Raw genomic sequence first — 23,422 nt, 5'->3', positions numbered from 1 at the left:
GATCACATTATCAATTGCTTGCGCCAATACTATACCTTCTATACCATATTTTTTCAACAAAAAAGTACATAAAAAAAACATCATAAATAAGGAAAAAAACTCTGTCATTAAGAATGCTACGGTAAGCTTTTTGGCAAAAAATTGACACCCTAAAATTAAAGCAGCAACCTTGAATACATCTCCAAATAATTGCCAAAAAAACAGGGCTGCAACAGGACGGAAAGCAGGAGTAAAAAGAAGATCGATGATGTAAAATCGTAGGCAATATAATACCACCATGGCAACTATAAAAAATGGTAAAACCAATTTATAAAATTCCAAAAACATTTTTTTTGTTGCCAAATTGTTTTTGGCTATAGCCAATTGCGGTAAAAAATATACGCTTATTATAGTGGTCACAAACATCATGTAATACATTGAAATTCGCTGCATCGTTTCCCAATATCCAGCTTGTTCAAGTCCTAAATTTAAGATGATATTTTTCCGAATGGCGAGGTAAACAAATGGGGCTACTACAGCTGTAGCTAAAGTCATTACGGTATAAGATGCTAATTTTTTTAGAATAGCAAAATCAAATTCTTTCCAAGAAAATAAGGATATAAATGCAATTTCTTTATTGGCAAAAAAAACGGCTGCAAAAAAAAGTGTTGCTGGCATTAAAACAAGCGCAAGTAACGCACCCGTTGTTTTGTAATTAATAATTAATATTATAGACAATAAAAAACCCAATACATTCCCTATTGTATTGATCCAAATAACTTTTTTGTATTTACCAAGTCCGTTGATAACAGCGGTAAAAAACACAGAAATGGTATACCATGGTAAAGAAAATGCCAAGACTTTTATAACAAAAGCAAAGTCGAAATTTTCTCCAAATAGCAAAAAATTCCAATAGGACGCCAAAAAGTACAAGACAGAACTCAAAACTACTGCAACGGCAAGCAAACTCATAGTTACTGTTGCTAAAACTTTCTTGAGTTCCATATCGTTATTTTCGGCTTCAGCAACATATTTTACAATGCCATTTTGAAAACCTAAAGTTGAAATATTCTCCAGTGAAGTAAAAAAAACACGCAAATTACCTACAAGAGCCATCCCGCTGGGCCCCACAAAAACAGCTATAATTTTTGATGTTACTAATCCTGATACTATTTTTATGGCAACACTCAGACTATTCCAAGTAGCGATTTTAAACAACTTATATTGAATAATTTTACTTAATATGTTCAAAACTAATATTGATTTAGAATCGTTATCACATAACTAACTTCGTCCTCAGTCAAAACAGGACTCATGGGTATACTCAAAACCTCGTTGTGTATTTTCTCGGTTATGGGAAATGAATATTGGTTTAAAAATTCAAAAGCTTTTTGCTTGTGTGGCGGTATAGGATAATGCACTACCGTTTCAATATCATTTTCGCTTAAATATCTTTGCAGATCATCTCGATCAAGTGTTCTAATCACAAACAAGTGAAATACATGACTAGTTTCATGACCAATAGAATTTGAAATACTAGGTAATATTATCTTTTCATTTTTTATTTCATTTAAATATCGCTGTGCAACTGCTATTCGATGAGCATTAGCCGCGTCTAGAAAAGGTAATTTTACATTTAAAAATGCTGCTTGAACCTCATCTAATCTAGAGTTTACTCCAATAAAATCGTTTTTGTATTTAAGCTTAGAACCATAATTTCGAATGGATTGTAGAACTTCCGCAAGAGCAGCATCATTGGTAGTAATAGCACCTCCATCTCCTACTGCTCCCAGATTTTTACTTGGATAAAAACTATAGGCTTGATTGCGGGATAGTGGCTCCTCTTGTAATTCTAGACTGGCTTTACCACTCGTAATTTGAGCACCATGAGCTTGAGCTGCATCTTCTAGTACTATTAAATCATGAGCATTTGCAAGGGCAAATATAGCATCCATATCTGCCAATTGTCCGTATAAATGAACAACTAAAATAGCCTTGGTATTTGAAGTAATATGTTTTAGAATAGCATTGGTATCAATATTGAACGTACTAAGCTTTGGCTCTACTAGTACAGGTACAAGATCAGCTTGTAAAATAGCTAGTATACTGGCAATATACGTATTGGCAGGAACAATGACAGCATCTCCTTTTTTTAATTTACCTAATTGAATGTATCCTTTAAAAAGCAATAAAAGTGCATCAAAACCATTGCCTACACCTATACAAAACTTAGTACCGCAGTATAAAGCAAAATCCCGTTCAAAATCTTGCAACTCACTCCCTAGTATATACCAACCATTATCCAGTACTTGTTTCAATTTATCTTGAAAAGCACTTTCATAAGGTGCATTTATTTTCTTTAAATCTAGGAATTTAATCATCTATCAAGACTTAATTATTAATTACAAAAATAGCGGTTAACTTTTCAAAATCAGCCGTTTGTACTTCATAAAAATCTTGAATTATTGTTCTAGCTCCAAAACTTTCTTTCCAGTATGACAAACCATCGTTGAGCAACTTCCCATTTTGTTCATTTGAAATCCCAAAATCAAAATACCGCTTATGAGCAAAAACTTGATAAATTAAATGTTGGAATAAAATGTCAAGGCTTCCTAATTTTTTTCCATTTTCAAATTTAGATAGGTATTGACAATGGGCCACTGTGTCGGTTTCAAATATGGTTGCACCTGCAACAATAACATCTTTGTTGTATACATTAAACTGCCTAATTTGTCCAGGAAAATTTGCTTTTAAAAACTCCATTTCTTGAACTGTATGCACAGGCTCTATTTGATGTTGTGCTTTTAAATTGGGAATCAACACTTGGTTCCAAAATGCATTACAGCTATTTTCTTCTCTTACTTCTAGGTTATTTTTAACGCCTCTTATAATTCCGTTTTTTCTAGATCTATCAAAAACTACTTTTTGGGACAAATCAATTACGGCAAGAGAATCTCTTCTAACTAATTTGGCATCGGCCAAAAATAAAGCATAGAGCAATTCATCGGATGGTTTGTTACAATATATGGAGGGAATTGCTTTTAGATACAGTTTTTGAACTGCATTTTGATTTAGGAAATATAAAACCTCCTTAAAGGCCATGAGAATAGTTTTGAGCTTAGATTTATCCGTTGTAACAAGACCACCATAAGTAAGACCTTGATGAGAAAAAACAGTATCCTCAACTCTGTTCGCTGGCATTATTCCAATTAATTGTGAGTTGAAATAAATCAAAAGTGAAAAATCAACAAAACGATCTTTGTGGTACTCCATAAAATCCCTATGAAATAAAAAAGTAGCATTTTTGGCTTGACCAATAAAATCATTCCACAGTTTATAATCAGTAGGTTCGTATTTTTTTATGTAAAATTGCTTCACTTTTAAATTTTAGACAGCATTAAAGTAATCATTTTTTTATTTCTTTTCTAAGGTAGGTAAATACCATTTAAACTTGACTGCCATCAATCTGAGCGAAATAATTATAGACGAAGTTGTTAAATATAGCACATCATTTTCTAGGTTTAAATCCCTAAGTATAAAGAAGACAATTCCACCCAAGATACAAAGGGTAGCGTAAATCTCGCGCCTAAAAATAACTGGAATTTCAGTACATAATATATCACGAATTACGCCTCCAAAACAAGCGGTCATAGTACCTAGCGCTACACATATTATAGGATGTAACCCAATGTGAATTCCTTTTTCAAGACCAATGAGTGTAAAAACACCCAATCCTATGGTATCAAACAAAAATAAGGAAGTCCTGAGTTTGTCAAATTTTTTTCTGAAAATAATTGCCAATACAAAACCCACGGCAATAACATAAACATAATTCAAGTCAAGCATCCATCCTACAGGAGTGCGCCCAATCAAGATGTCTCGCAATGTTCCACCGCCCACAGCCGTTACAAATGCTATAATAAAAACACCAAAAGGGTCCATTTTTTTACTCATAGCTGTTAATGCACCCGAAAGTGCAAAAGCCATGGTACCAATAAGATCTAGAAAATGAAACATTTAAAACTAGTTTTTTGCCAAAAATAGATAAAATCTGCGTCAATTCACCTCTAGTATCCCTAAATTCTAGCGCTCTTGCTTTGTATTAAATATTAAATAAAAGGGCTTTAAAACTGTCATTTCTCTATGTATCTTTGTAGCTATAAATCAAATAGATCAAAATCTTGAAACAAATTACTTCAGTTCAAAATCCATATATAAAATCCTTAGTGCTACTACAGGAAAAGGCTAAAGCACGAAAACAATCTGGAACTTTTTTAATAGAAGGGAAAAGAGAAATTGAAATTGCAGTTAAAGGTGGATATGTTCTGGATCAAATTTTATTTCTTCCAGAGATTATTTCAGAAACCGAAGCATTGCAATTATCAGCAACTGCTGAGTTAATTTCTATAAACAAAGAAGTGTATCAAAAACTAGCATATAGAGATACTACCGAAGGAGTTTTGGCTGTAGCCAAAACAAAATCCATGCAATTGAATGACCTCAAATTGTCGAAAAACCCTCTAATCCTTATTGCTGAAGCTCCAGAAAAACCAGGAAATATAGGTGCATTGCTGCGTACTGCCGATGCTGCAAATCTAGACGCCGTAATCATTGCAAACCCAAAAAGCGACTTATACAACCCTAATATTGTTCGCTCAAGTGTTGGATGCTTGTTTACCAACCAGATTGCTACTGGAACCACCGCAGAAATTATTGCTTTTTTAAAAGATAAAAAAATCAACTTTTACTGTGCCACCTTACAAAACTCAAACTCCTATCATTTAGAAAACTACACTACACCAACGGCTCTAGTTGTAGGAACAGAAGCAACAGGACTTACAGAGGATTGGCGAAATGCTGCAACACAAAACATAATTATACCAATGCAAGGTGAAATTGATTCTATGAATGTGTCGGTAGCAGCTGCAATACTTATTTTTGAAGCCAAAAGACAAAGAGGTTTTTAAAATTTAAAACTTACTAATGTCCTTTTTTTAAGTGCTAAGAAAAATGATAAAACACCTTTTTGATTTGCAAATATTACAATAAATTGCTAAATTTAGTGATTATACAAAGCTGTTATGATAGAAATCGATATCGAGAAAGAAAATAAAGCAATTGCACACGAATATAAAGAATTACTTAGGATTAGTTACCAAACCCTAACCGAAGAGGATAAAAAACTCATTCGTAAAGCATTTGATGTATCTGTTGAAGCCCATAAAGACCAAAGAAGAAAATCTGGCGAAGCCTATATTTTTCATCCTATAGCTGTGGCCAAAATTGTAGCGTCAGAGATTGGTCTTGGAGCAACTTCAATTGCTGCAGCCTTACTGCATGATGTGGTTGAGGACACCCCAACAACTGTGCAAGATATTGAACGTTTATTCAACCCCAAAGTAGCTCAAATTGTAGAGGGATTGACTAAAATCTCATTGGTACAAAAAGACTTGAACGCCTCTTTACAAGCGGAAAATTTCCGCAAAATGATCTTAACGCTCAATGATGATGTACGTGTAATATTGATAAAACTCGCAGATAGATTGCACAACATGCAAACCATGGATTCTATGCGGGAGGATAAGCAAACTAAAATTGCATCAGAAACACTCTATATCTACGCACCGCTTGCTCACCGATTGGGGTTGTATAATATTAAAACCAAACTAGAAGATTTAGGCTTAAAATATACAGAACCTGCAATTTACCATGAAATTGTTAGCAAAATAAAAGAGACAAAAGAGGAACAAGACGCCTACATTGCTGATATTTCAGATGTGATTAAAACAGCTTTAGACCTTGAGGGTGTTGAGTATGCTATTAAAGGCAGGCCTAAATCCATTTACTCTATTCGTAGAAAAATGAAAGCTCAAAATGTGAGTTTTGATGAAGTGTATGATAAATTTGCTTTACGAATAGTGTACAAATCAAATCCTCATGAAGAAAAATTCATTGCCTGGAAAATATATTCTATTGTAACAGATCATTACAGACCTAGTCCTAGTCGTTTACGAGACTGGATATCATCGCCTAAATCAACCGGATATGAAGCCTTACACATTACTGTTATGGGGCCTAAAGGACGCTGGGTAGAAGTGCAAGTTCGTAGTGAACGTATGGATGAAATTGCAGAAAAAGGATATGCTGCACACTACAAATACAAAAACGGAGCTACCGAAGAAAGTGGTCTGGATGTATGGCTTAACCTCTTGAAAGAAGCGTTAGAAAACTCTGAAACAAATGCCGTTGACTTTGTAGAGGATTTTAAAATGAATTTATATTCAAAAGAAATTTTTGTCTTTACGCCAAAAGGAGAAATAAAATCATTGCCAAAAGGCGCTACCTCACTAGACTTTGCATTTAGCATACACTCAGAAATAGGAATCAGAACCAGAGGAACACGTGTAAATGGCAAATTAGTTCCCTTAAACTTTGAATTAAAAAGTGGGGATCAAATAGAAGTGATCACATCTCAGCATCAAAAACCTACCATAAACTGGCTGGATTATGTTACAACCTCTAGAGCCAAAACAAAAATTAAAAATGTTTTAAACGAAAACACCAAAAAAATTGGCGAAGAAGGAAAAGAACTTCTTACTCGTAAATTAAAACATTTAAAAATAACCTTGAGTGAACAGGTAATTAATGAGCTCGTAAATTTCTTTAAACTAAAAACAAGTCTTGATTTATTTTACAGAGTAGGAATAGGTGCCATAGAAAACCAGCAACTTAAAGACTATGCTGCTCAAAAAAGCAATACATTCATTAATTTTTTCAAGAATAAAATAAAACGTTCTCCTAGTCATACATCTGATGAGGACATTCACAAACCCATTATCAGTAGTAATTATGACATGCTGGTTTTTGGTAAAGAACATGACAAACTGGATTATAAATTATCCCCTTGTTGCAACCCTATTCCTGGTGATGATGTTTTTGGATTTGTTACCATCAATGAAGGCATTAAGGTTCATAAAAAAGATTGCCCTAACGCTATAGGAATGCAATCAAATTACGCTTACAGAATCATGTTAGCAAAATGGATTGACTCTTCTCAAGAAGAATTTAAAGCCATTATCAATATTACTGGAATGGATGTGCTAGGACTTGCAAATGAGCTTACAAAGGTAATATCAAGCAATATGAATGTCAACATTCAAAGTATTTCACTGAGTACAGATGCAGGTATTTTTCACGGACAAGTAACTGTCATTGTTCAAAACAACACTATTTTGAAAAAAATGATTAATAATATTAAAAAAATTGACGGAATTGACAAAGTTACAAGGGAATACAAAACCTAATGATAGCACGAAATCATTAGTTGTCAACGTATTTATTTTGGAAATCCTGAGATAACTAATTGCTATTCAAAAAAAGAAAACTTTACATTTTAAACTAAAAAAATTATCTTTGCCAGCATATGACACTTATTGCCACAGACAACTCAAAAAACCAAGAAATCGTACGAAATGTATTTACGATTTATCTTGAAAAAAAAGGGCATCGCAAAACACCTGAGCGATATGCTATCCTGCAAGAAATCTATGATAGCGAAGAACATTTTGATGTAGAAAATTTATACATCAAAATGAAAAACAAAAACTACCGTGTGAGTAGGGCTACACTTTACAACACTATTGAGTTACTGCTAGATTGTGCCTTGGTAAGAAAGCATCAATTTGGTCAAAATCAAGCCCACTATGAAAAATCCTATTTTGACAAGCAACACGACCACATTATCATGACTGATACCGGTGAAGTTATAGAGTTTTGTGATCCAAGAATTCAAACCATCAAGAAAACTATTGAAGAGATTTTTGATATTGAAATTACCAATCACTCGCTTTATCTTTACGGCAATAAAAAACAAAAACAATAAAGAACACTAGTTCTTACAAATATAAAATTAACTACAAATAACACTTAGAATGACGGTAGATTTATTACTAGGATTACAATGGGGAGATGAGGGAAAAGGAAAAATTGTTGATGTTCTTACTTCAAAATATGACATTATTGCCCGTTTTCAAGGAGGTCCAAATGCAGGCCATACACTTGAATTTGATGGGATAAAACATGTTTTAAGAACTATCCCATCTGGTATTTTTCATAAAACTGCTGTAAACATAATAGGTAACGGAGTTGTTATTGACCCTGTAGTTTTTCAAAAAGAAATTGAAGGTCTTGAAAAATTTAATTTAGATATCAAAAGTAAATTAATCATTTCAAGAAAAGCACACTTAATCTTACCTACTCACCGCTTGCTAGATGCTGCTTCTGAAGCATCAAAAGGGAAAGCTAAAATTGGTTCAACCTTAAAAGGTATTGGCCCAACCTATATGGACAAAACAGGTAGAAACGGAATTCGTGTAGGTGATATTGAACTTGAAGATTTTGCAGATCGTTACAGAGCATTGGCTGACAAGCATGAAGAAATGATCAAGTTTTACGATGTTTCAATTCAATACAATTTAGCTGAAATGGAAACTGAATTCTTTGCAGCAATTGAAGAATTAAAAAAATTAGATTTTATTGACAGTGAAGAATATTTACACCAAGCTCAAAAGACTGGTAAATCAATCCTGTGCGAAGGTGCTCAAGGTTCTTTACTAGATGTAGATTTTGGAACGTATCCTTTTGTAACATCATCAAATACTACAGCTGCGGGTGCTTGTACTGGTTTAGGTATTGCTCCAAATAAAATTAAAGAAGTTTACGGAATTTTCAAAGCATATGTTACTCGTGTAGGAAGTGGCCCATTCCCAACTGAACTTTTTGACGAAGATGGAGCAACAATGGCACGCGTAGGAAACGAATTTGGATCAGTAACAGGAAGACAAAGACGTTGCGGATGGCTTGATCTTGTAGCATTAAAATATGCTGTACAAGTAAATGGTGTAACGCAATTGATGATGATGAAAGGTGACGTGCTATCTGGATTTGAAACCCTAAAAGTTTGTACGGATTACAATTACAAAGGCGAGAAAATCTCTCATTTCCCGTATAACATTGAGCCAGAAAATGTAACTCCAGTTTACCAAGAATTTAAAGGTTGGAAACAAGATTTAACGGGTATGACAACTTATGATGAATTGCCAGTTGAACTAAAAGAGTACATTGCTTTTATAGAAAAAGAAGTTGAGGTGCCGATCAAAATTGTATCTGTTGGTCCAGATAGAAAACAAACGATCTTAAAATAAACATCCTAAACGTCCCGATTCAACGGGACGTTTTTTTTATTCAAAAAAAATGAATTAAATGAAAAATCCAAATATTAAAATCCAAAATACTGAAATCCTCTCTGACAACTGGTATCAACTAAACAAAGTAACATTTGATTATCAAAAAAAAGACAACTCTTGGATTACTCAAAAAAGAGAGGTTTATGATAGAGGTAATGGAGCTGCCATATTGTTATACAACACACATTTTAAAACAGTTATACTTACAAAACAGTTTAGACTCCCCACCTATTTAAACGGAAATGAAAGCGGGATGATGATTGAAGTTTGCGCAGGACTTCTTGATCAAGACAATCCTGAACAATGCATTATAAGAGAAACTGAAGAAGAAACGGGATACCGAATTTCAAAAGTAAAAAGAATCATGGAAACTTACATGTCACCTGGCGCTGTAACCGAAATTCTCTATTTATTTACCGGTGAATATGATGCTAGCATGAAAGTAAGCGAAGGTGGTGGAGTTGAACATGAAGAGGAAAATATCGAGGTAATTGAAATGCCATTTGAAGTTGCATACGCTATGATTGAAAGTGGAGAATTAAAAGACGCCAAAACAATTATGCTGTTACAATATGCCAAAATAAACAGCCTTTTGTAATGAACAACAACACTAAAGGAGTTTTATTTGCTTTACTAGCTACCTTACTTTGGTCAGTGAATATGGTTATTGCCAGTGGAGTAAAAGGCCACATTCCTCCTATTGGCTTAGCTTTTTGGCGTTGGACTGTTGCTTGCTTAGCTTTAGCACCCTTTGCACTAAAAAAAAGTATTCGAGATTATCAAATCATCAAAAAAAACATCAAATATCTTGTAATTACAGGCGTATTAGGCATTACCGTTTTTAATACTCTCATCTACTTTGCAGGTAAAACTACTAGTGCTGTAAACTTATCTTTAATAGCCATTTCTATCCCATTATTCATAATTGTACTGTCTCGAATATTTTTTAAAGAGAAAGTTTCAAAAATAAAAACACTTGGAATTACAACCATCATAACGGGTGTTTTAGTCCTTATTTCAAAGGGATCAATTCAAACCTTGTTTCAAACAAATTTTACCTTTGGTGATGTATTAATGCTTTTGGCTTGTTTATTTTTTGCATGTTATACTATTCTTGTCCGACAAAAACCATCGGAGTTGGAGCCTAGCGTATTTCTATTTAGTGTTTTTGTAATGGGAACCTTTTTACTTTTGCCTCTTTATATTTTTGAACATGTTACCATAAAAAAAGTATTTTTTGATTCAAAAACAATCTTGATAGTCTTGTATGTAGGAATATTTGCTTCCCTAATTTCGTTCTATTTATGGAACGAAGCAATACGGTTAATAGGCACTTCTAAGACCGCAATAATTTATTATTTGATACCCGTTTTTAGCGGTGTTCTAGCCTTTGTGTTTCTCAATCAAGCCATTTATGGTACGCAAATTTTAAGTATGGGAATAATCATTTCTGGATTATTGCTAACCAATAAAAAATAGAACCTATACCTCTTGAGAATTATTGGATTGTAAAACAGTTAATTCTAGTAATTATTTCTTCTTTAAATTAGGCAAAAAGAGCGCTATTATACCAATCAAGGGTAAATAAGCACATATAAAATAAACATGTGTTATACTAGTTTGATCAGCAAGATGGCCTAGTAAAGCAGAACCTAAACCTCCCATTCCAAAAGCAAAACCATAAAACAATCCTGAAACCATTCCGAGTTTTTTAGGCAATAACTCTTGCGCATAGACTAAAATTGCAGGAAAAGCAGATGACATGATGATTCCAATAAGCATTGATAAAACTCCTGTCCAAAATAAATCTACATACGGCAACAATAAGGTGAAAGGTGCAGCCCCTAAAACAGAGAACCAAATTACATATTTTCTTCCAAACTTATCGCCAATTGGTCCGCCTAAAAGTGTCCCTATAGCACAAGAAACTAAGAATAATACCAAATAAAACTGTGCATCTTGAACGGACAAGCTAAATTTTTCAATAAGATAGAACGTGAAATAACTAGACATACTAGCCATATAAAAGAACTTTGAAAAAATCAAAACCAACAAAATTACTACAGCTAAAACAATGGTAGTTTGGGATAAATCTGGTAGAGCAATTACAGTTTTCTTGGTGCTACGTAAACTCAAATGATGCTGATACCATAGAGCAATTCGACTCAAAACCAGTAAGCCAATTAAAGCTGCTATTACAAACCAAATGATATAAAACTGTGAATTAGGAACTACTATTAAAGCAATTAATAAAGGTCCAATGGCAGTCCCAGCATTACCTCCCAACTGAAAAATAGATTGTGCCAAACCGCGCTTTCCACCAGAAGCTAGAAACGATATTCTAGAAGCTTCGGGATGAAATATAGAAGATCCTATTCCTACCAAAACAACAGCAATAATAATCATTTCAAAACTAGAAGCGTAGGACAAAGATATAATTCCTGACATAGAAAATAACATCCCGAAGATTTGTGAGAAAGGCTTAGGCCGCTTGTCAGTATACAACCCAACTAATGGCTGCAAAATAGAGGCAGCCAATTGATAAGCTAACGTAATTAGACCTATTTGCGAAAAAGTCAAATTAAAGTTTTGTTTTAAAATGGGATATGATGCTGGAATAACAGCTTGCAGTAAATCGTTTAGTAAATGAGCAAACGCAATAGAAAACAAGATCGAATAAACGGTTTGCTGTGCAATAGGATTGGTATCTTGTTGGGATACCGAATTAGGGGATGTATTCATATTTAAAAAATAGATAAACGTATATAAGATTTAGTTTTGATAAATCAATTCAAATAAACTGTACTAAAAAATACCAAAACAACAAAGTGACAAAAGATAATGGGATTCCAAAACCAATCATCATGCTGCTTAAACGAGGTTTTAAACCATGAGAGGCAGACAAAATACAAGCTGTAATCATAGGTGCCATGGCAGCTTCCATGATTGCTACTTGAATAATTTTAGAGTGCTGTTGCAAAAGCACAACATACAACAAATAAATAAGTGCAGGCGTTAGGATTAATTTATATAGAAGTCCGAGTCCTAAAAAACGCCAATGCTGACTTTTACGTTCAAATTTTAATTGCAACCCTACTGATAACAATGCTATTGGTGTTACGCCGCTTCCTACTTTTTGTAATCCAAATTGAAGCGTATCAATGAAATCATATCCTAAATTATTCATGACGCAGGCAATAATGAATGTAATAAAAGGAGGAAAAAAAAGGATTTTTTTTAAAATATCAAATCCATTAGATTGACTACTAGAATACATAGTAGCGACAAGAATACCTAGCGTAGAAAGTACCACAAAAGATCCAGGTTGATCAACCAAGATCGCTGTTTTCAATCCTTCTTCACCATACAAAGCTTCAATTATGGGAAATCCTAAAAAGGAAGTGTTTCCTAGTCCTGCCGTTAGAATCAAACATCCAATGAGTTTATTAGACCAACCAAATTTTTTCCCTAAAAGTGTAAAAAAAAGATACGCGCCGATAAAGCCTATCCAAGCCACACCAATAGGAAAAAGCAACTCCGTACTCCATTTTATTTTAGGAATGTAAAATAATGCAAGCGCAGGAAGACAAATATAAATTACAATTTTATTCAGTAATTTATAAATGTTTACTGGAAATCTTTTGCAATGTTGCAAAACAATACCGAGTACTAAAAAAACAAAAATTAATATAAAATTGGTCATAGCTTAATTTACTACAAAAGTACCCCTATTTTATGAATTGAATCAAATGAATTTACAAATAGGCGCATCACCAAGAAAAAAGCATTTTATAATTGGTAAATTAAAAATACATTGTATATTTGTAACATATTTTATTACAGTATGATTTCAGGTAAGTTTGCTATAACCATTCACATTCTCACATTGCTGCATCAATTTCCTGAGGAATTTTTATCCTCAGAGTTCTTGGCGTCGAGTATGAATGTACACCCCGTTTTGGTTCGGAAAGAGATAGCAAACCTTAAAAAAAATAATATTGTAGTTAGTAAAGAAGGTAAAAATGGAGGTAGTAAATTATCCGTATCGGCAGCGTCCCTTACTTTAGATACCATATTTAAAATGACTTTTGAAACCGTTAACTTAGGCTATGCAAAAAACACGCCCAATCCAAAATGCCCTATCGGAAGAAAAATGAATGAAAAACTAACCGATTTGTATGATGAGATCAACACTAAAATCAGCTCTGAATTGAGCAACATAACACTCGAAAAATTTTCGAATCAATTTTAAACTTTTTTTTAACTATAACTGTAACATTTTTTATTACGTATTAAAACCCAACATTATGAAAATTGCTATCATTGGAGCCACTGGATTTGTAGGCACCGCTATTCTAAACGAATTAAACGCGCGTAATCATGAAATTACTGCAATTGCGAGAAACCCAAAAGACGAAAACAAAGAACACGTAAAATGGATTAAGGCCAATGCCCGTGTTGAAACGGAATTACTTGAGGCCATTACAGGGAATGATCTTGTGATTAACGCCTATAGTGCAGGTTGGACCAATCCAAACTTTTACAACGATTTTCTTGAAGCCTCAAAAACAATTCAGGAAGCTGTAAAAAAATCAGATGTAAAACGATTCCTCACTATTGGAGGAGGCGGTAGTTTGTATGTTGCCCCGAATGTTCAAGCAGTAGACACACCTGATTTTCCAAAAGAATATTATACGGGCGCTACCGCTGCAAGGGATTATTTGAATCATATCAAAGAGGAAAAAGAATTGAATTGGACATTCTTTAGTCCAGCTTTAGAGATGCATCAAGGAATCACTACAGGAAGAACTGGAAAATACCGTTTGGGTTTAGAAAATCCTGTCTTTAACGAAGACAATAGAAGCATCCTATCTGTAGAGGATCTTGCAGTTGTTATTGCCGATGAAGCCGAAGAACCAAAGCATTATCAAGTACGATTTACAGCGGCATATTAGTACACAACTAGCATCTAAAAAAACAGTTTCAAAAAGTAAAAGCTTATTTGAAACTGTTTTTGTTTTTAGTACTTTTACAGTTCAACGCCACCATATTTTGGAACAAAAAGACAAAAACCCAAGCGCACTACACGAAAAACCCGGAATTACTCCTCCCGAAATGATCAGCACAACATCTGTTGGAGTTATTCAGCGTTTTAGAAAAATACAACCGTCCGCAAAAGAACTTGTTGAAGGTATTTTAGCCGAAAATATTACTGCCTTGAGCCGAGCCATTACTCTTGTAGAAAGTACCAGCAGTACTCATTTGGCAAAAGCCAATGAAGTAATCACAGCTTGCTTACCGCACGCCAATAAATCGGTGCGAATTGGAATTACAGGCGTTCCCGGCGTTGGAAAAAGTACTTTTATTGAAGCTTTTGGAAAATACTTAACGAGCTTAGGAAAAAAAGTAGCCGTACTAGCCGTTGATCCTAGTAGTACTATTTCACACGGAAGTATTCTGGGTGATAAAACTCGTATGGAAGAACTAGTCAAAGATAAAAATGCGTTTATCCGTCCATCAGCCTCAGGAGAAACATTAGGAGGTGTAGCCCGTAAAACTCGAGAAACCATTACACTTTGTGAAGCTGCAGGTTTTGATATCATTATTATAGAAACTGTTGGCGTGGGCCAAAGCGAAACGGCTGTTCACAGTATGGTTGATTTTTTTCTGTTATTAAAAATATCTGGTGCAGGCGATGAATTACAAGGCATTAAACGCGGGATTATGGAAATGGCAGATGCTATTGTGATCAACAAAGCCGATGGCGATAATATCAAAAGAGCCAATCTTGCCAAATTAGAATTCAACAGAGCTTTGCATCTTTTTCCGGCCAAAAAATCAGGCTGGACACCAACCACGGCAGCTTGTAGCGCCATAACACAAGAAGGAATCAGCGAAGTTTGGACTACCATCGAGAAATTCTTAAGCCTAACCAAAAGCAATGCCTATTTTTTTGAAAAAAGAAAAGAACAAAATCAATATTGGATGCTTGAGACGATCAACGAGCAATTGAAAACCAATTTTTTCAGCAATCCAGAAATTCAAAAATCATTAACCTCTACAAAAAAAGCGGTGCAAAATGATGAAATTTCACCCTTTGCAGCCGCTCAAAAATTATTAGAAACCTATTTCAAAAAAAAGTAAAACTTACTCTTTCTCGTAGCGTTCCATTTCTCGGTCATAAAATTCATTAGCAAGAACAATTAATCCTTCCATTTCTGTATTTAATTCGGCTTCATCTAAATCCTCCGCTTCTTCCATAAACTCTACCTCATCGTCTTTCAAATTAATTATAAAACGTGGGTAATCTAGGTGAATGATAAATATATCTTCGGGAAAATCAGTATTGTCGCCCAGTAAAAATTTTGGTAATTCCATGAATGTAATGTTAAGTATTTAAGTTTAGTTCTCGTTTTGTTGTACCAAACGTTTTGTCAATCTTGCAAAGCGAATATACAAAAATAATGCAGCAATTGTTAAACCTGCTAAAAGTCCTATCCAGATACCCACAGCTTTGAGCTCTGTGTACTTTCCTAAATAATACGATATAGGAAAACCAACAACCCAATAGGCTACAAAGGTAATGTACATAGGGATTTTTACATCTTGAAGACCTCTAAGTGCACCCAAAACAACTACTTGAATCCCATCTGAAATTTGAAATATAGCCGCAATCAACAATAGTTTTGAAGTGATTACTATAATTTCATTATTATCAACCATTTGACTCGCATCGGACATGTTTAAGAAAAAATGTGGTAACACTTGATGAAAGATAACAAATAAAATTGCAAAAAATATTTCTAGTAAAATAGCTAAAATAAAAATAGAGCGCGCTACTACAATAAGTTGCTTAAAATCATTCAATCCCTTAGAATTACTTACACGTATCATAGCCGTAACACTAAGTCCCATAGCTACCATAAAGGTAGATGATGCCAGGATTAACGCTATTTGATTAGCTGCTTGGCTATTTTTTCCCAATGATCCAGAAAGCCAAATTGCCGCCGTAAACAAAGTAACCTCAAAAAGCATTTGCATGGCTGAGGGCATTCCTAAATTAATGATTTTTTTAAGAATCGATTTTTTTATTTCTTTGAAACTAAAATTCTTAAAGTATTTTTTCAAATCGGCGTTTCTTTTCAATAGATAATGCATAAAAACCACCATCATGATTCGGGATAAAACCGTTCCTAATGCTGCCCCTAGAATTCCTAATTTTGGAAAAATCCAAATTCCATAAATCAATACATAGTTAAAAAAAACATGCACTACATTTGCCAACAAAATAGCATACATAGAATATTTAGTTTTTGATAAACCATCTGCAAACTGCTTGTATCCTTGGTACATGATTACCGGAATCATAGAAAAAGCAACCCAATCAATATAAGGAGCAGCAAGATCAGCTACTTCTTTGGGCTGATGCATGATATACATTACTTGTTTAGAAAGTACCGTAACCACAAACAACACAAGTCCCAAAATGGTACATAGCAATAATCCGTGATGAAAAGTAGTTCGGATTTTTTGATTGTCTTTTTCAGCATCGGCCTCTGCAATAAGCGGTGTTATTGCCGTAGAAAACCCAATACCTATAGACATTGCAATAAAAATAAAACTATTTCCAAGTGAAACTGCTGCTAATTCAGTAGAGCCTAATTTCCCTACCATAAAATTATCTACAATACCTATTAATGTATGCCCCAACATTCCTAGAATGACAGGATAGGCTAATTTGATGTTATAAGAAAACTCTTTGACGTACTGAGATAAATTCACTTTGTTATTTTTTGAAGGCAAAGATAATTAGAAGCTTTCAATTCTAGCATTGCTAGTCCATTATTAAACTAGCTTTTTTCATTATTACTCCCCAAAACAAGAAATTCTGTAACAAACCCGTTAAATTGTATAACATGCCTACAAAACTCCAAGTCTATATTTGTACCGTTGTATTGCACGAATAACAAAAGCAAAATGACACAAAATATTAATATTAAATTTTACAATTATGACAATCGCAGGAAAAATTAAAACAGGATTTTTAGTAGCAGTAGCAATGATGTTTGCTTCAACAACTCAAGCACAAGAAACAAACACAGCAGAGAATTATGATCAAGGTTTCCGTTTAGGTGTAGGATTAAATGCAGGTTACTCAACTAATGACCCATACAAATTAGCACTTGGTGCTGACGTAAGAGGTCAATATGATTTATCAAAAAGATACTCTTTGACCTTAACTACAGGATACACTAATTTGTTTGTTAGTAAAGCTGACGGAAAAGACTTAGGTTTAATCCCGGCAAAAGCAGGTTTCAAAGCATTTATTTGGGACGATCAGTTTTATGTAATGGGTGAAGCAGGTGCAGCATTTGCTGTAAGTAATGTAGACAATACCAGAGATAAAACATCATTATTATTGTCTCCAAGTATTGGATACGCTACTAAATATATTGATGTATCGTTGAACTATACACATTACAATCATTTAGATCGTTTAAACAACAATGGAACTCTTGGTAGAGGAGTTGGACAAGTTGGTGTACGTTTGGCTTACGGTTTTAAACTATAAGACCTCATAAAATTAGTTATAAAAAAATGCGCTGAAATTCAGCGCATTTTTTTTGTCTATTCCTTTTCTAACATTTCTTTATACAATTCCATATTAGCCTTGACCTTATCATCCATCTCTGGCTCCTTAATATCAGTGTGTTTTTGCATTTCTTCCCAAATAATCTTAGCCACAATATAACGTGCCATTTCTTTATCATCGGCTGGAACAACATACCATGGCGCATGCTCAGAACTTGTCTTGTTTATGGCTTCTTCATAAAAATGCATATAATTATCCCATTGATCACGCTCTTTTAAATCTCCTACCGAAAATTTCCAGTTGTGTTCCCGCTCTTCTAAACGGCGTAACAAGCGCTGCCTTTGCTCCTCTTTACTCAAATGCAAAAAGAACTTTAGCATAATGGTTCCATTTTGCGTAATATGCTTTTCAAAATTATTGATCTGCTCCATTCTATTTTCCCAAAACTCCGGCGTAATGTCTGCCACGTCTTCAATTCCTGGTAGATTTTCGTTCAAAATATACTCGGGATGCACTCTCGTCACCAAAACATTTTCATAATGCGATCTATTAAACACGGCAAACTTTCCCTTTTCAGGTAAAACTAAATAATGCCTCCACAAAAAATCATGCTCTAATTCAGTAGAATTGGGCGTTTTAAAACTATGCACCACCACTCCTCTCGAGTTAAATTCCTTGAAAACTTCCCGAATCAAACTGTCCTTTCCAGAAGTATCCATTCCTTGTAAACAAATCAAAACACCATACCTATTGTGCGCATACATGACATCTTGCAAGGCACTTAATTTTTCAGTGACATTCTTTAATTTGTCTTCTTTTTTTTCATCACTGGCACCAATTTCTAAATTGGTTGGCAATTTTGACAAGTTAATTTTGTCAACAACTTTAAAATCGTCTGGATTTATAGACTTCATAAGAAATAATTTATCTTTACTTCTCAAATATAACAAATTACAAGGAGCTTTTTCCTGCTGTACGCTTGAATCTTTTCCTCCGCCAAAAAAAGGCGTTCGTAAAAGGATAACGCTTCCATCAGGGCTAGGGACTTGCTATAAAAAAGACAAATCATGGAAAAATTCAAACTCGAAATTCTCTTTCACATCATCGGTATTGGTTCAGCTTCAGGACTTATCTATAAAAATAATTCCCTACTAATTATAGGTGATAACAGCGGATTCCTTTATGAATATCAATTGGATTCTAAAGAATTACAACGCCATCCATTGCTCGAAAATCCTATTGAAAACACCCCTAAAAAAGATAAAGCCGATTTTGAAGCTATCGCATACTTTGGCGATAGTCTTTATGTTTTTGGATCTGGGTCAACCGCCAATAGAAACAAAATGATTCAGCTAAACGATGCCGATAAAAAAATAATTGCAACTCACGATCTAACCGATTTGTATGCTGTCATGCAAAACTTTGGCGAGATTAATCCCGAAGATTTCAATATTGAAGGCGCCACGTATAATGGTCAAAATTGGTATTTATTGAACCGCGGAAACGGAATTTCGAATAAAAATGTACTTTTTACCATAGCCGGAAAAAACCTAACAAACGATTTTCAAATTCTGTCCAATGCTTACAAATTACCTAAAATAAAAGGAGTACGCAGCAGCTTTACCGATGCAATTCTTGTAGACGATACGCTTTATTTTTTGGCCACAGCCGAAGATACACAATCAACGTATGATGATGGCGAAGTTTTAGGAAGCTTAATTGGGAGCATCGACTTGAAAACCATGAAAATCAATTTCACTCAAAAAATTAGCGATACCCATAAATTCGAAGGATTGACTTTATACGCCAATTCAAAAGAAAAAATTGAGTTCCTGATTTGCGAAGACAATGACACTGAAGTTTTAGAAACGTATATTTATAAATTATCCTTTTCAAAGCAATAAATCAAAAAATATTTTATCTCCATCCCAACCTTTTTCATTTTTTTAATCTCTTTAGTAGAAAGACATAAATTGTGATAAACGAAAATTTAATTTCTGACTGCAAAAAAATGCAACGAGATGCCCAGCGTCAAGTGTATGAGCTTATGGCTCCAAAATTGTACCGCACTTGCAAGCGCTACCTAAAGAAAGAGGAAGAAATAGAAGAGGCATTGGCCGACGCTTTCTATACTATTTTTACCAAACTCGACCAGCTCAAAGAATTTGGAGCTTTTGAAGCTTGGTCCCGAAAAATTACAGTCAATCATTGTTTAGCTACCATCAAGAAAAACACCAATTTCAATTTGCATCTTGATGATATCAAAACTATTGCGCAACCTTTTACTGATGAAATAACGGACCTCGAAGAGGAAGATTTGTTGAATTTGCTCAATCACATTCCTGAAGGTTGCAAGACGATTTTTAATCTTTTCGTTATCGAAGGATATGGCCACAAAGAAATTGCAGTTATGCTGAATATTTCAGAAGGCACATCCAAATCACAATTGAATGCTTCGAAAACCAAGCTAAAGGAATTAGTAAACAATTTGTATTACCAAAAAGCGAAATAGTCATGGACAATCAAGAAAAAATATTCCACAAAATAAAAAATGCTTCCCAAAAAGCAGAAGAAAAAAACTTTCCTGCAATGGAAAAAGTTTGGATGCGAGTAGAAGAAAAGCTAGACAAAAAAGAAGACAAAAAAGCTATTGCACTTTGGAAAAAATTAACCATTGCCGCTTCACTCCTATTGTTTTTCTCATTGGGATACCAGTTTATTAAAACCGATTCAAAAGTAGTCAAGCCAAGCGGAACGAAAGAAAACAGCGTAGTTATACAAGAAAAAACAGAGCCTAAACAAACCGAGAGTCTTTCAAAAACCATAAAACCAGATGCAGAAGTTATTCTAAAAAAACAAATTGAAAAACCTGTAGTCGTAGTAAAAACAACAACTCATATCAATAGTGACATCAATCAAATAACTTCTAGTAATTCAAAAGACATCGAATTGAGCAAGGACAAAGAAGCGAATGTTAACGCCTATAAAGTTGAAGCACTTGCATCAGAAGAAAATAAGGCAAAAGCCAAAATCACATCTACTTACGATGCCACAACAAGAATGATTTCAGGCATAGTTACAGACGAACAGGACTTACCACTTCCTGGAGTAAATGTATACATTAAAGGAATATCAAAAGGAGTCGCAACTAACTTTGATGGAAAATTTAGCATCAAAGCTGAAAAAGGAGATGAACTTGTTTTTTCATATATAGGATATGAAAACGGTTATGCTACTGTTGGTCAAAATGATAAAATAAATATGAAACTGGTTAATAATTCCATGGCTTTGAATGAAGTTGTAGTTGCTGCTTATGCATCTAAGCCAAAAAAATCAGTTTTGATGAGTTCTGTTGCTATGATTTCTGATACTGATTTGATGAAACAAAAATCAGCAAATGTTAGTCAAGCCCTTCAAGGTAAAATTGCAGGAGTTCAAATTACAAACAATCCTGAATATTTGAGTCAAGACTCGCCTAAACCTTATCCAACAATTAGAATCCGCGGGAAAGCATCCATTACACAATCAAGCGAACCTTTATACATTATTGATGGTGTTCCTGTGAATCCTGAGGAGTTCAAACAATTAAAACCCGAAAATATTAAAACTGTAAACGTCCTAAAGGACTTCGCAGCAACTTCTTTATACGGAAGTAGAGCATCAAATGGTGTCATTTTACTAACAACAAAAAACGGAATTTATCAAAATCTTTCTAAAAAAGAACTAGAAAAAAGACTTAAAAAACTGAACAAAAATAAAAAGAAAGAACAAATAGTAGTTCCACCAAAATCTATCGAAGTTTCACAAGAAGACTATGAAAATTTTCTAGAAAATCAATTCGAAAGTCCAAAATCAGCACCACTTTCCACTTTCTCCATCGATGTTGACAATGCTTCTTATACCAACATAAGACGTTTCATCAACAACGGACAAACCGTGCCGAAAGATGCCGTGAGAGTCGAAGAAATGGTCAATTTTTTCAAGTACAAATATCCACAACCACAAGACCAAAATCCGTTTTCGATTAATACGGAATACAGTGATTGTCCTTGGAATCCAAAACACCAATTGCTAAAAATTGGTTTGCAAGGCAAAAATATTCCAACAGATAATCTGCCAGCTTCCAACTTGGTTTTCTTGATTGATGTTTCAGGTTCGATGAGTGATCCCAACAAATTGCCTTTACTGAAACAATCACTGAAAATTTTGGTAAACGAACTCCGAAAAAAAGACAAAGTAGCCATTGTGGTTTATGCCGGAGCAGCGGGAATGGTTTTGCGTCCAACAACTGGAGACGAAAAACAAACTATCATCGATGCTTTAGAAAAACTCAATGCTGGTGGAAGCACGGCTGGTGGTGCAGGAATAGAATTGGCTTATAAATTGGCAGAAGAAAATTTTATCAAAGGAGGGAATAATCGGGTAATTCTGGCTACTGATGGTGATTTTAACGTGGGAGCTTCCTCCAATACAGATATGCAAACCTTGATTGAAGAAAAAAGAAAATCGGGAGTTTTCTTAACTTGTTTGGGTTATGGAATGGGCAATTACAAAGACAGCAAAATGGAAACTTTAGCCGACAAAGGCAATGGAAATTATGCTTATATCGATAATATTCAAGAAGCCAATCGTTTCTTAGGTAAAGAATTCAAAGGTTCAATGTTTGCTATCGCCAAAGACGTGAAAATTCAAATCGAATTCAATCCAAAACATGTTCAGGCGTACCGATTAATTGGCTACGAAAACAGAAAATTACGTCCCGAGGATTTTACAAACGATACTATTGACGCAGGAGAATTAGGTAGCGGCCATACAGTAACTGCTCTGTACGAAGTGATTCCAACTGGTGTGGAAAATGAATTTATCAACAATCAACCGGATTTAAAATACACCAAAACAAGCTCAAATGGAAGTGATTATTCTGATGAATTGGCAACTATAAAATTCCGATATAAAAAACCTGATGGTGACAAAAGTATTGAAATGGTAAAGGCTATTGAAAACAAATCAATTCCATTGAAAAATTCGTCCGATGATTTTAAATTTAGTGCCGCTGTAGCTTGGTTTGGGTTGAAATTGAGAGATTCAAATCTAGTATCTAATAAATCCTCTGAAGAAATCAAAAAACTGGCAAAAGAAGGATTGTCCAATGACGAAGACGGTTATAAAGCAGAGTTTGTCCGTTTGGTAGAAACTGTGAAATAATTATTTTAACCCGAGTTAAGTTATTCCAATCTGCAAATGTTGTGTATACAGATACACTGAATAAACTTCTCAATACACTTCGCACTCATCGTGAGTTATATTGAGAAGTTAGTGGTTAGTTAACCTAAGAAACGTAAAAAAAGAAAATTATGAAAAAGATACTTTTTATTGTAACAATACTTCTATCAATTAATAGCTTCGGACAAAAACCGATAGGAAACGTTCAAGGATTACGAATTACAAATCAAGAAATTGCTTCTAAAAATGATACAATTATTAACGTCCTATACAAAAACGAAATTGAGAATAAAAAAAAGCCGGCTTATTTTATAAATGGAAAGCTAATTAATGAAAGTATTTTAAGAACTATAAATCCAAATGAAATTGCAACCTATAATGT

At 34.2% G+C, this 23,422-nt stretch carries 23 protein-coding genes; 14 read left to right on the top strand and 9 right to left on the bottom strand.

Going from position 1 to position 23,422, the window contains the following annotated elements:
• The 4 genes from FPG59_RS05480 to FPG59_RS05465 form a co-directional block, all read right to left on the bottom strand.
• On the bottom strand, window positions 1-1,230 hold a 1,230-nt coding region (locus FPG59_RS05480), incomplete at its 3' end, for an O-antigen translocase (RefSeq protein WP_140344593.1).
• A gap of 2 nt (window positions 1,231-1,232) precedes the next feature.
• Entirely contained in the window at window positions 1,233-2,360 is a 1,128-nt protein-coding gene (locus FPG59_RS05475) for a DegT/DnrJ/EryC1/StrS aminotransferase family protein (protein WP_086453611.1), read from the bottom strand.
• A 10-nt stretch (window positions 2,361-2,370) separates the two neighbouring features.
• Window positions 2,371-3,357 (bottom strand): GNAT family N-acetyltransferase, encoded by a 987-nt coding sequence (locus tag FPG59_RS05470; protein WP_086453610.1) that lies wholly within the window; start codon window positions 3,355-3,357, stop codon window positions 2,371-2,373.
• Window positions 3,358-3,393: 36 nt separating this feature from the next.
• Complete coding sequence (locus tag FPG59_RS05465; protein WP_086453609.1) at window positions 3,394-3,996, bottom strand: trimeric intracellular cation channel family protein; 603 nt, start codon at window positions 3,994-3,996, stop codon at window positions 3,394-3,396.
• Between the two features lie 164 nt (window positions 3,997-4,160).
• Between FPG59_RS05465 and FPG59_RS05460 the strand changes: the two genes are divergently transcribed.
• The 6 genes from FPG59_RS05460 to FPG59_RS05435 all read left to right on the top strand — a co-directional run bounded on the left by FPG59_RS05460 (window position 4,161) and on the right by FPG59_RS05435 (window position 10,703).
• Window positions 4,161-4,946 (top strand): RNA methyltransferase, encoded by a 786-nt coding sequence (locus FPG59_RS05460; RefSeq protein WP_086453608.1) that lies wholly within the window; start codon window positions 4,161-4,163, stop codon window positions 4,944-4,946.
• 114 nt (window positions 4,947-5,060) lie between these two features.
• A complete protein-coding gene (locus FPG59_RS05455) occupies window positions 5,061-7,283 on the top strand; it encodes a bifunctional (p)ppGpp synthetase/guanosine-3',5'-bis(diphosphate) 3'-pyrophosphohydrolase (RefSeq protein ID WP_086453607.1) in 2,223 nt (740 codons plus the stop codon).
• A gap of 119 nt (window positions 7,284-7,402) precedes the next feature.
• The gene (locus FPG59_RS05450) at window positions 7,403-7,861 is read left to right on the top strand and encodes a Fur family transcriptional regulator (RefSeq protein ID WP_086453606.1); all 459 of its coding nucleotides are present in this window, start codon (window positions 7,403-7,405) and stop codon (window positions 7,859-7,861) included.
• A gap of 49 nt (window positions 7,862-7,910) precedes the next feature.
• Window positions 7,911-9,182 carry an adenylosuccinate synthase gene (locus FPG59_RS05445; RefSeq protein ID WP_086453605.1) on the top strand — a complete coding sequence of 424 codons (1,272 nt, stop codon included), beginning with the start codon at window positions 7,911-7,913 and terminating at the stop codon, window positions 9,180-9,182.
• Window positions 9,183-9,240: 58 nt separating this feature from the next.
• On the top strand, window positions 9,241-9,822 hold the full coding sequence (gene nudK, locus FPG59_RS05440) for a GDP-mannose pyrophosphatase NudK (protein WP_086453604.1): 582 nt from the start codon (window positions 9,241-9,243) through the stop codon (window positions 9,820-9,822).
• Window positions 9,822-10,703, top strand: coding sequence for a DMT family transporter (locus FPG59_RS05435; protein WP_086453603.1), 882 nt, complete (start codon window positions 9,822-9,824; stop codon window positions 10,701-10,703). Before nudK ends, FPG59_RS05435 begins: the two co-directional genes overlap by 1 nt.
• A 51-nt stretch (window positions 10,704-10,754) precedes the next feature.
• On the opposite strand, the gene FPG59_RS05430 is transcribed toward FPG59_RS05435, so the two are convergent.
• Both FPG59_RS05430 and FPG59_RS05425 read right to left on the bottom strand, forming a co-directional pair.
• Window positions 10,755-11,966, bottom strand: coding sequence for an MFS transporter (locus tag FPG59_RS05430; protein ID WP_086453602.1), 1,212 nt, complete (start codon window positions 11,964-11,966; stop codon window positions 10,755-10,757).
• 49 nt (window positions 11,967-12,015) lie between these two features.
• A complete protein-coding gene (locus FPG59_RS05425; RefSeq protein ID WP_086453601.1) occupies window positions 12,016-12,927 on the bottom strand; it encodes an AEC family transporter in 912 nt (303 codons plus the stop codon).
• 141 nt (window positions 12,928-13,068) lie between these two features.
• Between FPG59_RS05425 and FPG59_RS05420 the strand changes: the two genes are divergently transcribed.
• The 3 genes from FPG59_RS05420 to meaB are packed head-to-tail and all read left to right on the top strand — an operon-like array spanning window position 13,069 to window position 15,368.
• Window positions 13,069-13,476, top strand: coding sequence for an Rrf2 family transcriptional regulator (locus FPG59_RS05420; RefSeq protein WP_086453600.1), 408 nt, complete (start codon window positions 13,069-13,071; stop codon window positions 13,474-13,476).
• A gap of 55 nt (window positions 13,477-13,531) precedes the next feature.
• Window positions 13,532-14,179, top strand: a complete 648-nt coding sequence (locus tag FPG59_RS05415) for an NAD(P)-dependent oxidoreductase (RefSeq protein WP_086453599.1) — start codon at window positions 13,532-13,534, stop codon at window positions 14,177-14,179.
• On the top strand, window positions 14,127-15,368 hold the full coding sequence (gene meaB / locus FPG59_RS05410; protein WP_176330698.1) for a methylmalonyl Co-A mutase-associated GTPase MeaB: 1,242 nt from the start codon (window positions 14,127-14,129) through the stop codon (window positions 15,366-15,368). The genes FPG59_RS05415 and meaB overlap by 53 nt, the downstream gene beginning before the upstream one ends.
• A 3-nt stretch (window positions 15,369-15,371) precedes the next feature.
• On the opposite strand, the gene FPG59_RS05405 is transcribed toward meaB, so the two are convergent.
• Entirely contained in the window at window positions 15,372-15,602 is a 231-nt protein-coding gene (locus FPG59_RS05405; protein ID WP_086453598.1) for a hypothetical protein, read from the bottom strand.
• 24 nt (window positions 15,603-15,626) lie between these two features.
• Complete coding sequence (locus FPG59_RS05400; RefSeq protein WP_086453614.1) at window positions 15,627-17,006, bottom strand: MATE family efflux transporter; 1,380 nt, start codon at window positions 17,004-17,006, stop codon at window positions 15,627-15,629.
• A gap of 229 nt (window positions 17,007-17,235) precedes the next feature.
• On the opposite strand from FPG59_RS05400, the gene FPG59_RS05395 reads away from it, so the two are divergent.
• Window positions 17,236-17,796 (top strand): hypothetical protein, encoded by a 561-nt coding sequence (locus tag FPG59_RS05395; protein ID WP_086453597.1) that lies wholly within the window; start codon window positions 17,236-17,238, stop codon window positions 17,794-17,796.
• 56 nt (window positions 17,797-17,852) lie between these two features.
• On the opposite strand, the gene FPG59_RS05390 is transcribed toward FPG59_RS05395, so the two are convergent.
• Window positions 17,853-18,731 carry a PPK2 family polyphosphate kinase gene (locus tag FPG59_RS05390; RefSeq protein ID WP_086453596.1) on the bottom strand — a complete coding sequence of 293 codons (879 nt, stop codon included), beginning with the start codon at window positions 18,729-18,731 and terminating at the stop codon, window positions 17,853-17,855.
• A gap of 153 nt (window positions 18,732-18,884) precedes the next feature.
• On the opposite strand from FPG59_RS05390, the gene FPG59_RS05385 reads away from it, so the two are divergent.
• The 4 genes from FPG59_RS05385 to FPG59_RS05370 all read left to right on the top strand — a co-directional run.
• The gene (locus tag FPG59_RS05385; protein ID WP_086453595.1) at window positions 18,885-19,721 is read left to right on the top strand and encodes a hypothetical protein; all 837 of its coding nucleotides are present in this window, start codon (window positions 18,885-18,887) and stop codon (window positions 19,719-19,721) included.
• 107 nt (window positions 19,722-19,828) lie between these two features.
• Window positions 19,829-20,329, top strand: coding sequence for an RNA polymerase sigma factor (locus FPG59_RS05380; protein WP_086453613.1), 501 nt, complete (start codon window positions 19,829-19,831; stop codon window positions 20,327-20,329).
• A 2-nt stretch (window positions 20,330-20,331) separates the two neighbouring features.
• Entirely contained in the window at window positions 20,332-23,022 is a 2,691-nt protein-coding gene (locus FPG59_RS05375) for a von Willebrand factor type A domain-containing protein (RefSeq protein WP_254906650.1), read from the top strand.
• Window positions 23,023-23,171: 149 nt separating this feature from the next.
• On the top strand, window positions 23,172-23,422 hold a 251-nt coding region (locus FPG59_RS05370), incomplete at its 3' end, for a hypothetical protein (RefSeq protein WP_140344592.1).

Origin of the sequence: Flavobacterium sp. FPG59 (assembly GCF_002150205.1) — a bacterium.
Taxonomy (GTDB): Bacteria; Bacteroidota; Bacteroidia; order Flavobacteriales; family Flavobacteriaceae; genus Flavobacterium.
This window is presented reverse-complemented; position numbering and strand designations above follow the sequence as displayed.